Genomic DNA, 13,708 nt, shown 5'->3' on the forward strand with positions numbered 1-13,708 from the left:
GGAAGCGTAACGTGGCGTCGGCCGAACCCTATCGCATCGTCATTGCGGGCGGCGGCACCGCGGGATGGATGACCGCGGCAGCGCTGGCGCGCTTCCTCGGCGCCGGCTTCGCAGTGACCCTGGTCGAGTCCGATGCGATCGGGACGGTCGGGGTCGGCGAGGCGACGATCCCGCAGATCCGCCAGTTCAACGCCGCACTGGGGATCGATGAGAACGCCTTCGTCGCGGCGACCCAGGCAAGCTTCAAGCTCGGGATCGAGTTCGTCGGCTGGACGCAGGGCGGGCGCTACATGCACGCGTTCGGCGAGGTCGGGCGCGAGAGCGGAGGCGTAGCATTCCAGCATAGCTGGCTGCGCGGGCAGGCCGAGGGGGTGGCCCAGCCGCTCGGCGTCTATTCGCTCAACGAGGTTGCGGCGCGGGCGAACCGGATGCAACGCGGCCCGGCGCGGACCTCGGCAATGCTGCCCGAGATGCCCTATGCATTTCACTTCGACGCCGCGCTTTATGCACGCTTCCTGCGAAACTACGCCGAGGCGAGAGGCGTCACCCGCATCGAAGGCAGGATCGTCGAGGTATCCCGCAACGGTGAGAATGGCGATATCGCGGCGCTGCGGCTCGACGGCGAACGCTCGATCGCCGGCGATCTGTTCATCGATTGCACCGGGTTTCGCGCGCTGCTGATCGGCGAGACGCTGGGCGTCGGATATGAGGATTGGTCGTACTGGCTGCCCTGCGACCGCGCGCTGGCGGTGCCGAGCGCGCGGGCCGATGACTTCACGCCCTATACCCGCGCCACCGCGCATGACGCGGGCTGGCAGTGGCGGATCCCGCTCCAGCACCGCACCGGCAACGGCATCATCTATGCGAGCGATGCGCTTTCGGACGACGAGGCGGCAGCGCGGCTGCTGGCCAATCTCGACGGCCCGGCGCTCGCCGAGCCGCGGCCGCTGCGCTTCACCGCGGGCAAGCGACACGCGTTCTGGCGCGCCAACGTCATCGCGGTCGGGCTTGCGAGCGGGTTCCTCGAGCCGCTCGAATCGACCAGCATCCATCTGATCCAGTCGGCGGTGGAGCGCGTGCTCAAGCTGCTCCCCGGGCGGCGGATCAGCGAGGCCCAGCGCGCCGAATATGACCGTCAGGCCCATCGCGAAGTCGATCGCATCCGCGACTTCCTGATTCTCCATTATTGGGCCAACGATCGCGACGCGCAGTTCTGGCGCGCCCGGCGCGAGACGCCGCTTCCCGAGGGATTGGCGCACAAGATCGACTTGTGGCGCACCGCCGGGCAGATCGTTCGCGACGAGGGCGATCTGTTCAGCGAAGTGGCGTGGCTCCAGGTGCTCGCCGGGCAGGGCGTCGCGGCGGCGGGGCATCATCCGCTGGCCGACCAGCCTGTCCCGGCCGAACTCGCCGAATATCTCGATCTGCTGGCGCAGCTCACTGCGCGCGAGGTGGCGCAGATGCCCGATCACGCCGCCTTCATTCGCCGGCATTGCGCCGCGCGCGAGGATATTGCCGCATGAAGCTCGCCGCCTTCGCCTTTCTCGCCGGGCTGCTTGCCACGCCCGCCGCCGCGCAGAGCTATCGCGATCGGTTGCCCGAGGATGAGGTCCTGTATTTCCTTCTTCCCGATCGCTTCGAGAATGGCGACGCCGCCAATGATCACGGCGGGCTGAAGGGCGACCGGCTGGTCACTGGCTTCGATCCCGCGGCCAAGGGCTTCTATCACGGCGGCGACCTCAAGGGGCTGCTCCAGCGGCTCGATTATGTCGAGGCGCTCGGCGCGACCGCGATCTGGGTCGGTCCAATTTTCAAGAACAAGCCGGTGCAGGGCCCCAAGGGCCAGGAATCGGCGGGCTATCACGGCTATTGGGTGACCGATTTCACGCGGGTCGATCCGCATCTCGGCACCGATGCCAACTTCAAGGCCCTGGTCGACGCGGCGCATGCCCGCGGGATCAAGGTCTATATGGATATCATCGTCAATCACACCGCGGACGTGATCCAGTATCGCGAGTGCGGCGACTGTACCTATCGGTCTCGTGCCGATTTTCCGTACGGCCGCAAAGGGGGCGTCGCCGGCGAGGCGATCAATAAGGACTTCGCCGGCGACGGCATCGCGACGCCCGAGAATTTCGCCAAGCTGACCAGGCCCGATTACGCCTACACGCCGTTCGTCCCCGCCGCGGAGAAGGCCGTGAAGGTCCCGGCCTGGCTCAACGATCCGATCTACTACCATAATCGCGGCAACTCGACCTTCGCCGGCGAGAGTTCGACGATGGGCGATTTCGTCGGGCTCGACGACGTGATGACCGAAAATCCGCGGGTGGTCAGCGGGATGATCGATATCTTCGGTAGCTGGATCGACCGGTTCGGGATCGACGGCTTCCGCATCGACACCGCGCGGCACGTGAACCCCGAATTCTGGCAGACCTTCGTCCCCGCGATGCTGACCCGCGCCAAGGCCAAGGGCATTCCCAACTTCCATATTTTCGGCGAGGTCGCCGATCCCGACACGTCGGCGCTCGCACGGCACACCCGCGTCGACAAATTGCCGGCGGTGCTCGACTTCGCCTTTGCGCGCGCGGTCAATGCAGTCAGCGCTGGTACGGCCGGGACCGACAAGCTTGCCGCGGTGTTCGCCGCCGATCCGCTCTACGAGGGCGGTGAGGCAATGGCGCATACGCTGCCGACCTTCCTCGGCAACCACGACCAGGGCCGTGCCGCCTTTTTCCTCCGCGAGGCCAATCCGAAGGCGAGCGCATCGGAATTGCTCGCGCGCGACCGGCTCGCGCATGCGATGCTGTTGCTGCTGCGCGGCGTGCCGACGATCTATTCGGGCGACGAGCAGGGCTTCGTCGGCGACGGCGCCGATCAGGACGCGCGCGAGGACATGTTCGCCAGCAAGGTCGCGAGCTACACCGACAACCAGCTGCTCGGCACCGACCGCACCAACGCGGTCGCCAACTTCAATCCCGAGCACCCGTTGTTCCGCGAGATCGCGACGCTGGCCAAGCTCCGCCGCGCACAGCCCGCGCTCACCCGCGGCCGCCAGGTGACGCGCTTCGCCGGCGACAAGCCCGGGCTGTTCGCGGTCTCGCGCTTCGATCCCGCCGACGGCCACGAAGTCCTGATCGCGTTCAATTCGAGCGGGCAGCCCTGGACCGGCAATGTCGCGGTCGAGACCGCTTCCACGGCGTTCACCGCGCTCGCCGGAAGCTGCCCCGCAGCCGCAGCCGCGCCGGGAAGCCTCACTCTGTCAGTACCCGCGTTCGGCTACGCCGTCTGCGCCGCCGGAAAGCCGCAATGAACGAACTGCTCGCCCAGCATCCCGAAGCCGACACGCGCGATTGGTGGCGTGGCGCGGTGATCTACCAGATCTATCCGCGCAGCTTCGCCGATTCGAACGGCGACGGGGTCGGTGATCTCGCCGGAATCACCGCGCATCTCGATCATGTCGCCGCGCTCGGCGTCGATGCGATCTGGCTGTCGCCCTTCTTCACTTCGCCGATGCGCGACTTCGGTTACGATATCGCCGATTTCTGCGACGTAGACCCGATCTTCGGCACGCTGGCCGACTTCGATGCCTTGATCGCACGCGCGCACCAGCTCGGCCTGCGGGTGCTCATCGACCAGGTCTATTCGCACAGCTCGGATCAGCATCTCTGGTTCAAGGAAAGCCGGTCGTCGCGCGACAATTCGAAAGCCGATTGGTATGTCTGGGCCGATCCCAAGGCTGACGGCAGTCCGCCGACCAACTGGCAGTCGGTGTTCGGCGGCCCGGCCTGGACCTGGGACGCGCGCCGCGGGCAATATTATCTGCACAACTTCCTGCGCGAGCAGCCCGACCTCAATTTCCACAATCCGGAAGTGCAGGAGGCGACGCTCGCCACCGCGAAATTCTGGCTCGACCGCGGCGTCGACGGGTTCCGGCTCGACGCGCTCAACTTCTCGATGCACGATCCCGAGCTGCGCGATAACCCGCCCGCGCCCGACACCGGCAGGCCCCGCACGCGAAGCTTCGACTTTCAGCAGCATCTCTACAATCAGAGCCATGCCGACATCCCGCGCTTCCTCGAGCGGATTCGCGCGCTGACCGACAGCTATGGCGGCCGCTTCACCGTCGCCGAAGTCGGCGGGCCGCACCCGGAGGCCGAGATGCACGCGTTCACCGCGGGCGAGACGCGGCTCAACTCGGCGTACAGCTTCGCCTTCCTCTATGCCGATCGGCTGACGCCCGCATTGGTGCGCGATGCCGCGGCGGGCTGGCCTGCCGAACCGGGGATGGGCTGGCCGAGTTGGGCCTTCGAGAATCATGACGCGCCGCGTGCGGTTTCGCGCTGGGTGGGCGATGCGCATCGCGCCGCGTTCGCGCGAGTGAAGATGCTGTTGCTGCTCGCGCTACGCGGCAACGCCATCCTGTTCCAAGGCGAGGAATTGGGACTGACCCAGGTCGAGATCGGCTTCGCCGACCTGCAGGATCCCGAGGCGATCGCCAATTGGCCGCTGACGCTCAGCCGCGACGGCGTGCGCACCCCGCTGCCGTGGCAGGCCGACGCGCCTGCCTTGGGCTTCACCACCGGCAAGCCCTGGCTTCCGGTCGGCGGCGATCACGCCGCGCTTGCGGTCGATCGCCAGCAGGCCGATCCCGGCTCGCTGCTCAATCTGACCCGGCGGCTGATCGCGCTGCGCCATTCGCGCCCGGCACTGATGACCGGGTCGATCACGATCCGCGAAGCCGGGGCGGCGCTATTGGTGCTCGAGCGTAGGGCGGAGGGCCAGACGCTGTTCTGCGCATTCAATCTCGGCGAAGAGACGGTCACCCTGCCTCAGGATTGGCGCGGCAAGCGCGTGGTCGAGGCAGTCAACGGCGCCACGCCGGCGCAGCTGCCGCCCTTTGCCGGGCTGATCGCCGAATAGCGAATTGCCTCCGCGGCGGGGCTGCCATAGAATAGCTGCAGGGAATCGCATCCTTTCCGGAAACTGCCGGCCGTCTGGCTTCCGTATGAGGAGTGCGCAATGCTCGAATTCTCCGGACCTGCGACTGCTTTCAGTCCCGACGCGATCCAGAAGGCGGCCGACGCAATCGGCTGCGACGTCGCCGCGGTGAAGGCCGTGATCGACGTCGAGAGCCGCGGCGGCTTCCTCTCCGATACGCGCCCCAAGATCCTGTTCGAGCGCCATGTTTTCAGCAAGCGCACCGGCGGGCGGTTCGACCAGTCGCACCCCGACATCTCGTCGAGCGAGCCCGGCGGCTATCAGGGCGGGGCCGCCGAATATGACCGGCTCGCCCAGGCGATCGCGCTGGATCGCAAGGCCGCGCTCGAATCGGCGAGCTGGGGCGCGTTCCAGATCATGGGCTATCACCATGAATCGCTCGGCACGCCCGATGTCGAGGATTTCTGCCGCGGCATGTGCCGTTCGGAGGACGACCATCTCGCGGCATTCGTTCGCTTCGTGAAGCTCAACAAGCTCGACGACGAACTGTGCCGGCGCGACTGGGCGGGGTTCGCGCGCGGCTATAATGGCCCGGCCTTCCTCAAGAACCGCTACGATACCAAGCTCGCCGCCGCCTATACGCTGCACGCGATCTCGCCGCCGCGGACCGACGCGATCCAGCGCACGCTTAAGATGGGCGATGACGGTGCCGATGTAGCCTTGCTCCAGAAGAAGCTGGGCCTGATCCCGGACGGCGATTTCGGGCCCGCGACCAAGGCGGCTGTGGTCGCGTTTCAGAAGTCGCACGCGCTGGGCAATGACGGCATCGTCGGCGCGAAGACGCGGCAGGCGCTCGGGCTCTAAGGTTGCGCGGGGTGCGTGCGGGACCTAAACTAGGCGCATCTGCGTGACTGGCGACCGGGATGGAGCACCATCGGGAAGCGCAGGGATAGCCGCCGCATCGCCTGGGCACCCTCGCAACTTGCCGGAGGAAACATGCCCGAAGCCGCGCCGCTCCATATCGTCTTCCTGCTGTTTCCCGACGTTACCCAGCTCGACTTGACCGGGCCCGCCCAGGTCCTTTCCCGCCTTGGCAATGTCCGGCTCGATCTGGCGGCGAAGACGCGCGATCCAGTGCCGACCGATGCGCAGTTCGCGCTGCACCCGACCGCCAGCTTCTCCGAGGTGCCGCGCGCCGACATCCTCTGCGTCCCCGGCGGCTTCGGCACCGTCGCGGTAATGGAGGATCCCGAGACGCTCGCCTGGGTGCGCCAGGTCGCCGATAGCGCGCAGTGGGTGACCAGCGTCTGCACCGGCTCGCTGATCCTCGCCGCGGCGGGGCTGCTCACCGGCTATCGCGCCGCCTGCCATTGGCGTCGCGCGAGCAGCTCGCCTGGTTCGGCGCCGAACCCGTCGGCGAGCGCGTCGTGTTCGATCGCAACCGGGTCAGCGGGGGCGGCGTCACCGCGGGGATCGACTTTGCGCTGGCGCTGACCGCGGCGATCCGCGGCGAGGAACATGCCCGCCTCGTCCAACTCAGCCTAGAATATGATCCGGCACCGCCGTTCGACAGCGGCGCACCCGAACGCGCCGAAGCAGAGACCTTGGCGCGCTATCGGACGATGGTCGACAGGCTTGCGCCCGGGCGCGCGGATAGGGTGCGGGCGATCGCCGCGCGTCTGGCGGAGGCGGCCAGGGGCGATTAGACGGGCGGGCCTGCCAAGAGGAGTTGCTGATGCCCGCCACGCTGACGATGAACGACGGCCGCGCCATCCCCGCGATCGGCTTCGGCACCTATCTCGTGCCGAACGACGAAGCGCCGCGGATCACCCGCGAGGCGGTCGAGCTCGGCTATGCGCTGGTCGACACCGCGTCCTTGTACGGCAACGAACGCGGCGTCGCCGAGGGGCTGGGCGGGCGCCAGGACGTGTTCGTCACGACCAAATTGTGGCGCGATTCGCTCGATCCTGATGCGGCGTTGCGGGCGTTCGACCATAGCCTCGAACAGCTCGGCCGCGACCACGTGGACCTCTATCTGATCCACTGGCCGATGCCATCGCTCGGCAAATATGTCGAGGCGTGGAAGGTGCTGGTGCGGCTGCGCGACGAGGGGCGGGCCAAGTCGATCGGCGTGTCGAACTTCAATGCCGAGCATCTGCGCGCGATCATCGAGGCGACCGGGGTGGCTCCGGCGCTCAACCAGGTTGAGCTCCATCCCGGCTTCCAGCAGCGCGCGTTGCGCGAATTCCATGCCGAGCGGGGAATCCTCACGCAGAGTTGGGCACCGTTGGGGCAGGGGACTTTGCTCGCCAACGACGCGATCGTTCGCATCGCCGAGGCGCACGGCTGCACGCCGGCACAGGCGATCCTCGCCTGGCATTTGCACCACGGGCTGGCAGTGATCCCCAAGGCGTCGGCACGCGAGCGGCTCGCGGCGAACCTGGCCGCCGGGGAGGTGCGGCTCGAGGCGGCGGACATCGGGGCGATCGATGCGCTCGACGATCCGGCGGGACGCCTGGGGCCGGATCCCGAGAGTTTCTGACTGATATATCCGCTCTTAACCCACCCCGGCGAAGGCCGGGGACCAGGTTCGACGAACGCATTGAAGTCGGGCCACCCTCTCGAACGACATTGCAACTGGGCCCCGGCCTTCGCCGGGGTGGGATTCATTACGGGATAAGTGGAATGTGAACATGGCCCGCGGTTAACCCAATGCCTTCGCCGCGCTCTTCAAATCCTCGACGAACGCAGCAAACTCGTCTTCGGCGCGGCTCTTGTCGGGCATGCGGAGCAGAAAGCTCGGGTGGATCGTCACCCAGCCGGTGCCGCCCTCGGCAAGCTCGATCGGGCGACCGCGGGTAGCGCTGATCGTCACCACCTTGCCGAGCATCTGCCGCGCGGCGGTGGCGCCGAGCGCGACGGTCATCTCGGGCTTCACCAGCAGCCGTTCCTGCTCGTACCACCAGCGGCACGCGCTGATCTCGCCGGCGTCCGGCTTGGAGTGGATCCGGCGCTTGCCGCGCGGCTCGAACTTGAAATGCTTGACCGCATTGGTGACGTAGACGCCCGCGCGATCGATCCCGGCCTGGCCGATCGCCTTGTCGAACATCTGTCCGGCCGGGCCGACGAACGGCTTGCCGGCGAGGTCCTCCTGGTCGCCGGGCTGCTCGCCGACGAACATCATCCGCGCGTCGACCGGCCCTTCGCCGAAAACGGTCTGCGTCGCATGTTTGTAGAGGTGGCAGCGCGTGCACCCCGCCGCCTCGTCGCGCAGCGCCGCCCATGCCGCCTCGATATTGCCGCCGATCGCGGCTCGCGCCTTTGCCACCATTCCGGTCTCCCGCTGCCGCGCCGTCGCGACCAGCTCCTTGACCAACGCGGTCTCGGGCATGTTTTTCCAATATTTGCGCGGCATCTCCTTGAGCATCATGCCGGTCTTGAGCCGCGCCGGATTGAAGATCGACGCGTAATAGGTCCTCCAGACGTCCTCGACCGGATCGTCGCCTGGCGCGTCGGCCTTGGTTGCGCCCGGACCCTCGGCGAGCGTCTCGCAGTCCCAGTGGAGCGAGAGCTCGGGTGTGAGGATCGACCAGCGCATATTGGCGAAGCGATCGACGAAAAAGCGGGCATTTGCGCGGACGATGTGATGTTCGGGCTCGAACCAGGCGACGTAGCGCACGCCTGCCTCGTCCTGGACTTCGCGGAAGCGCACGAAAGCGCGCATCTTGTGGATGTCGCGGCGCACGGCCTTGGCCATCTCTTCGAGCCGGCGGACGAGCGGGTCGGCAGCGTCGTCGATCCGGCGCGGCTCGGCGATCAGTCCGACGAGCAGGGTGTAGAGCAAGGCGAAGCGCTGCGGATCGGCGTGAAGGACCACGCTCTGCGCGAGATCGAGAAAGGGGCGTGGCACGCGGAACGCGGCGGGCGCGACGGGGGCGAGCACCGCCTCGTCGCCGAACAGGTCGACAGGCGCATCGCCGACCTGCCAGACCAGTTCCGACGGCGGCACCCGCGCGCCGGCGAGTGCGCGCGCCGCGTCGCGCCACCCCTCGAAATCGTCCTCGGCGGCGAGCGCGACTACGCGCATCGCTTATTCGCGTTCGTCACCCGGTGCATGTTCCTCGGCGCGCTCGAGCTCGGCGGGCTTGCGCTCCTCGAAGACGCGGGCGAGCTTTTCCTCGACCTCGGCGGGCAGATGTTCGGCCGCGGTGGGAAACATCTCCTCTTCTTCCTCGTCGATATGATGTTCGTAACGGTGGCGCATCTCGCCGAACTTCTCATCCCATTCGGGCGCGCCGAATTCGAGATCGAGCAATTCGCCGAGGAAATCGTCGACTTCCTTATGCTCCGAGACCGAATGGCGCGCGTCCTCGCGCAACTCGGGATCGGCGAGCATCGTCGCATAGAGCGATTCCTCCTCCGCCGCGGCATGCGCCTGCAATTCGAGCCGCAGCGTTTCGAACGCCTCGCGGCGCGGCTCATCGGTGCCGGGATGGTCGCCGACGCGCTTGAGCAAGGCGCGCTGCCGGTCGTGATCGGCCTTGAGGTCTTCGAAGATGCGTGCGTCGGCCATGGGGATCTCCTTCGCCCGCTCCAACCGGCGAGCCGGGGCCTTGTTTCAGCCGCGAGTCATTCTCAGGCGGCGAACAATTCGAGCTGCTCGCGCTTGGGCGCGACGAGCGGGCGGAGATCGGCGCGGTCGGCGAGTGCCACCGGCTTCCAGTCTTCGGCAACGAGGAACGGGCGGACCTTGGTGATCGACGCGGTTAGCCGCGCGACGTCGGCGAGGCGCAGACGCCGCCAGCGCCGCGTTGCGAGAATTGCGTCGACTGCCTTCACGCCCAGCCCCGGCACGCGGAGCAGCGCCTCGCGCGGGGCGCGGTTGACGTCGACCGGGAAGCGATCGCGGAAGCGCAGCGCCCAGGCGAGCTTGGGATCCATGTCGAGCGGGAGCATCCCCGTCGCCGGGTCGGCGGCCTGCGCGACTTCCTTGGGCTGGAACTCGTAAAAGCGCATCAGCCAATCGGATTGATAGAGACGGTGCTCGCGCATCAGCGGCGGGCGCTGGAGCGGCAGCACCGCGCTGGCGTCGGGGATCGGGCTGAACGCCGAATAATAGACACGGCGCAGCGCGAAGCGGTCGTAGAGCCCGGCGGCGCGGGTAATGATGTCGCCGTCGGTCGCGGCATCGGCGCCGACGATCATCTGGGTCGACTGGCCGGCGGGGGCGAACTTCGGCGCGGACTTGAAGCGCTTGCCGGCATCGGCCGAACTGTCGAGATCGTGGCGAACATTGCCCATAGCGGCCTCGATCCGCGGCGCCGACTTCTCGGGCGCGAGGCGCTGGAGCCCGGCGACGGTGGGCAGTTCGACGTTGATCGAGACGCGATCGGCGTAGAGCCCTGCCTGGTGGACCAGCTCAGGGTCGGCGTCGGGGATGGTTTTCAGGTGAATATATCCCCTGAAATCATGCACTTCTCGGAGCAATTGGGCGACCCGGACGATCTGCTCCATCGTATAGTTGGACGAGCGAATAATGCCCGAGGACAGGAACAGCCCTTCGATATAATTGCGTTTGTAGAAGCTCAGCGTGAGATCGACGACCTCCTCGGGGGTGAAGCGCGCGCGGCGGACGTTCGAGCTTTTGCGGTTGATGCAATAATGGCAGTCGAAGATGCAGCTGTTGGTCAGCAAGATCTTGAGCAGGCTGATGCAGCGGCCGTCTGGGGCATAAGCATGGCAAATGCCCATGCCTTCGGTCGAACCGATGCCCTTGCCGCCGGCGGAGTTGCGCTTCGCGGTTCCCGACGAGGCGCAGGACGCATCGTATTTCGCCGCGTCGGCAAGGATTTCCAGCTTTTCGCGTACATCCAGCTTGGCCATGTGTTCCATCTATGTTCTTGATATCGCAAAGTCCAGCGATGATGGACGCTACTCGTCGCAGGCGATAAGCAGCCAGCATGGGCTGGGCTCTTCCGCGAGACGTGAACTGGCGCCTGTTCGCGCTGTGGCTAGCTTTCTGGGCAACGTGCGGCGCCGGCTGGCTGTTCAAGGGCCATTGCGTGCCCGGCGGCTGGACCCACGCCGAGCAATACAACACCGGCTGCTACAACGACGTCATGCCTTTCTGGTCGGCCCGCGGCGTCGCCGAGGGCAGGGTCCCCTATTTCCAGGCGCAGATGGAATATCCGGTGCTCACCGGCGCGCAGATCTGGGTCGAGGGCAGCGCCACGCGGCTGCTGTTCGGCCCCCGCGCGCGCAACGGGCATTTTCTCGGCGTGGTGGTGGTGGCCAACGCGCTGCTCGCGGCGCTGGTCCTGAAATGGTTTCTCGCCGCCGGGATGGACGCGCGCCGCCTATGGGGCTGGGCGCTGGCGCCGCCGCTGGTGCTTTATCTCGGGCATAATTGGGACATGGCGGCGACGGCGCTCGCGGTCGGCGCGCTGCTCCTCGCGCGGCAGGGCCGGTTGGTGACCGGCGCGATGGCGGCAGGGTTGGGGACGGCGGCCAAGCTGTTTCCGGTGCTCGCGCTTCCGCTGATCGGCTTGAGCGCGCTATTTGGCGACGCGAGGCCGTGGCGCGACCGGCTGGTGCGCGCGGCCGGGCTCTCGGTGGCGGCGATCGGCGTGTGGCTGCTGGTCAATGTGCCGGTGGCGCTGTTCGCGCGCGAGAATTGGAGCGAATTCTACCGCTTCTCGCAGGTTCGCCCAGGGACCATTGCCGCGACCTGGGACGTCTTCGCCAATATGGGCTGGTGGATCACCTCGACCGAGGCGCGCAATCGCTACGCCGCGCTCGCCTTCCTGATCGGCTTCGCGGTGATCGTCGCGCTGGGCTGGCGCAGGCATCGCGACCATCTGTGGGTGCTGTTCACCCCGGTGCTCGCCTGGTTCATGCTGACCAACAAAGTCTATTCGCCGCAATTCGATTTGTGGCTTTACCCGCTGCTGCTGATGACCGCACCGCGGCTGTGGCCGGTGGCGCTATTCGTAATGGGCGGGGTGGCGGCCTATTTCGCCGAATTCTGGTGGCTGGGATCGATGGAGCACGGCTGGCCGACCGCGACGCCTACCGACGTCGCAATCGCCGCGGGGGTACGCGGCGCGGCGATGCTGTGGATCATCGGGGAGTGCGTGTTGCGGGCGCCGCCGACGTGGTTGCGGGATCGCGAGCAAGCCACAGGGCTAACGCAATGTTCCCCGGCGAAGGCCGGGGACCTGTTTCAATGAACTGGCGAGCGAGAACTGCCCCGCGACTGCACTGCGACTGGGCCCCGGCCTTCGCCGGGGAACAGGATTAGGGCAGCGGCAGGTCGGTCTGTTCCTGGCGGCGGGCGCGGGATTCGGCGCGGGCCTGGGTAGCCTGGCGGACGAAGCAGCCGGTCTGGCCGCCCGGGCCAACGGTCGAGCAGCTGCCAGTGCCCATCCGGCCGGCGTCGAGCGCATCCTGCGAGCGCACTGCCCAGCTTTCATTCGCCTGCGGGCGGCTAGAGGGCTGACGGAGGGTCTGGGGGATGCGATAGCGGTCGGCCTCGTCGAGGCGCTGGCAGATGACGATTTCCTCGCCATTGTCATTGGTCGGACATTTGTCGTTGCCGTATATGACCAGGACGCCGCTCTGCGCGGCGTTCTGCGCCTGCGCGGCGGGCACCAGCAGCGGCATTGCCGCCAGCCCTGCCATGATCACGATCCGCTTGAGCATCCCGGCTTCTCCTTGCGCAACCTGTCGCGCGTCAACGCGCGACTTGGCTGTCATATCCGTTTCGAAACCGCAATGGCAGCGCGGCAGCCCAGCCGAATAAGCCCGGACAGCAAAGGATAGGCGACCGCGGTCTCGGCGCCGTGCGCGAGCGCGGTGTCGCGATGCTCGAGCTCCTCGTCGCGGAATTCGGCGACGGCGTGGCTGAGCTCGGGGTCCTTGTCGCCCAGTTCGGCAAGCTGGCGCTGATAGTGCAGGTCGATCTCGGTCTCGACCGCCGCGGTGCAGGCCATCGCGGCGGCGGGGCCGATCGCGGCGGTGACCGCGCCCAAGGCGAAGCCGGCGACGTCCCAGAACGGCTGGAGCGCGGTCGGGCGTACGCCGCGGTTCGCGATCATCGCGTCGAAAAAGGCGCGGTGGCGCTCTTCCTGGTTGGCCATCCCGTTGATCATCCGCGCCGTGGGTGTGCGATCACCCATCATCGCGAGTTGACCGGCATAGATCCGCGTCGCGCCATATTCGCCCGCCTGGTCGACGCGGACCATCGCGTCCGTGCCTTCGCGGGGGTCGCCGGGCTTCCAGCTCATCGCCGCGCCTTTCGCGGCGCCAGCGCGAAGATCGCGATCGCGCCGCCGAGCGAGAGGATCGCATTGAACCCGGCGAGACTGATCCCGAACAAAGTCCATTGCGGCACGTCGCAGCGGATCAGCGGACGACGCAGCGCTTGGTTGAGCAGGTCCATCGCGTCACCATGCCCAACCGGAGCGGTGCAGGCAGTGATCCCCTGCCACCAATGATGTTCTACTCCGACATGGAATACCCCGATCGCCCCACTGACTGCGATCAGCACCCCGGCGAACAATACGAACAGCATCTGCACCGGGCGCGGCAGTGGCGCGAAGGACAGGGCCGCGACCACGACCGCCGCGTAATGCGGCCAGCGTTGCCAATGGCACATCTCGCAGGGGAACAGCCCGCCGAACAGTTGCGATCCCCAGGCACCGGCAAGCAATGCCGCCGGGAGCAGGAGCGCGATCCAACGTGCGGTGCGGAGCCCGTCGCTGCGCATGCC

General features: G+C 67.2%; 14 protein-coding genes and 1 riboswitch. Of the genes, 8 read left to right on the plus strand and 6 right to left on the minus strand.

Features of this window, described 5'->3' with window-relative positions; genetic code table 11:
* Positions 1–11: 11 nt before the first annotated feature.
* The 7 genes from AC3WJI_RS00595 to AC3WJI_RS00625 all read left to right on the plus strand — a co-directional run bounded on the left by AC3WJI_RS00595 (position 12) and on the right by AC3WJI_RS00625 (position 7,480).
* On the plus strand, positions 12–1,523 hold the full coding sequence (locus AC3WJI_RS00595) for a tryptophan halogenase family protein (protein ID WP_492755283.1): 1,512 nt from the start codon (positions 12–14) through the stop codon (positions 1,521–1,523).
* Positions 1,520–3,310, plus strand: coding sequence for an alpha-amylase family glycosyl hydrolase (locus AC3WJI_RS00600; RefSeq protein ID WP_492755284.1), 1,791 nt, complete (start codon positions 1,520–1,522; stop codon positions 3,308–3,310). Before AC3WJI_RS00595 ends, AC3WJI_RS00600 begins: the two co-directional genes overlap by 4 nt.
* On the plus strand, positions 3,307–4,920 hold the full coding sequence (locus AC3WJI_RS00605; protein ID WP_492755285.1) for an alpha-amylase family glycosyl hydrolase: 1,614 nt from the start codon (positions 3,307–3,309) through the stop codon (positions 4,918–4,920). The genes AC3WJI_RS00600 and AC3WJI_RS00605 overlap by 4 nt, the downstream gene beginning before the upstream one ends.
* A 99-nt stretch (positions 4,921–5,019) precedes the next feature.
* The gene (locus tag AC3WJI_RS00610; protein WP_492755286.1) at positions 5,020–5,802 is read left to right on the plus strand and encodes an N-acetylmuramidase domain-containing protein; all 783 of its coding nucleotides are present in this window, start codon (positions 5,020–5,022) and stop codon (positions 5,800–5,802) included.
* A gap of 33 nt (positions 5,803–5,835) precedes the next feature.
* Positions 5,836–5,916: riboswitch (ZMP/ZTP riboswitch) on the plus strand.
* Between the two features lie 18 nt (positions 5,917–5,934).
* A complete protein-coding gene (locus tag AC3WJI_RS00615) occupies positions 5,935–6,432 on the plus strand; it encodes a DJ-1/PfpI family protein (protein WP_492755287.1) in 498 nt (165 codons plus the stop codon).
* A complete protein-coding gene (locus tag AC3WJI_RS00620) occupies positions 6,366–6,644 on the plus strand; it encodes a hypothetical protein (RefSeq protein WP_492755288.1) in 279 nt (92 codons plus the stop codon). Before AC3WJI_RS00615 ends, AC3WJI_RS00620 begins: the two co-directional genes overlap by 67 nt.
* Before the next feature lie 29 nt (positions 6,645–6,673).
* Positions 6,674–7,480 carry an aldo/keto reductase gene (locus tag AC3WJI_RS00625; protein WP_492755289.1) on the plus strand — a complete coding sequence of 269 codons (807 nt, stop codon included), beginning with the start codon at positions 6,674–6,676 and terminating at the stop codon, positions 7,478–7,480.
* Positions 7,481–7,642: 162 nt separating this feature from the next.
* Here the strand turns inward: AC3WJI_RS00625 and AC3WJI_RS00630 are convergent, their stop codons facing one another.
* From AC3WJI_RS00630 to AC3WJI_RS00640, 3 genes are all read right to left on the minus strand, one after another.
* Positions 7,643–9,025: a UdgX family uracil-DNA binding protein gene (locus AC3WJI_RS00630; RefSeq protein WP_492755290.1), complete on the minus strand. Its 1,383-nt coding sequence runs from the start codon at positions 9,023–9,025 to the stop codon at positions 7,643–7,645.
* Between the two features lie 3 nt (positions 9,026–9,028).
* Complete coding sequence (locus AC3WJI_RS00635; RefSeq protein WP_492755291.1) at positions 9,029–9,511, minus strand: hemerythrin domain-containing protein; 483 nt, start codon at positions 9,509–9,511, stop codon at positions 9,029–9,031.
* A gap of 62 nt (positions 9,512–9,573) precedes the next feature.
* A complete protein-coding gene (locus AC3WJI_RS00640) occupies positions 9,574–10,821 on the minus strand; it encodes a putative DNA modification/repair radical SAM protein (RefSeq protein ID WP_492755292.1) in 1,248 nt (415 codons plus the stop codon).
* 77 nt (positions 10,822–10,898) lie between these two features.
* On the opposite strand from AC3WJI_RS00640, the gene AC3WJI_RS00645 reads away from it, so the two are divergent.
* The gene (locus AC3WJI_RS00645) at positions 10,899–12,167 is read left to right on the plus strand and encodes a hypothetical protein (protein ID WP_492755293.1); all 1,269 of its coding nucleotides are present in this window, start codon (positions 10,899–10,901) and stop codon (positions 12,165–12,167) included.
* A 67-nt stretch (positions 12,168–12,234) separates the two neighbouring features.
* Here AC3WJI_RS00645 and AC3WJI_RS00650 read toward each other — a convergent pair whose 3' ends face one another.
* The 3 genes from AC3WJI_RS00650 to AC3WJI_RS00660 are packed head-to-tail and all read right to left on the minus strand — an operon-like array spanning position 12,235 to position 13,705.
* Positions 12,235–12,639 (minus strand): hypothetical protein, encoded by a 405-nt coding sequence (locus tag AC3WJI_RS00650; protein ID WP_492755294.1) that lies wholly within the window; start codon positions 12,637–12,639, stop codon positions 12,235–12,237.
* 50 nt (positions 12,640–12,689) lie between these two features.
* Positions 12,690–13,223, minus strand: coding sequence for a demethoxyubiquinone hydroxylase family protein (locus AC3WJI_RS00655; RefSeq protein ID WP_492755295.1), 534 nt, complete (start codon positions 13,221–13,223; stop codon positions 12,690–12,692).
* Complete coding sequence (locus AC3WJI_RS00660; RefSeq protein ID WP_492755296.1) at positions 13,220–13,705, minus strand: disulfide bond formation protein B; 486 nt, start codon at positions 13,703–13,705, stop codon at positions 13,220–13,222. Before AC3WJI_RS00660 ends, AC3WJI_RS00655 begins: the two co-directional genes overlap by 4 nt.
* Positions 13,706–13,708: the final 3 nt, after the last annotated feature.

The sequence above is a fragment of the Sphingomonas sp. FW306-1B-B10E genome, from assembly GCF_058782005.1.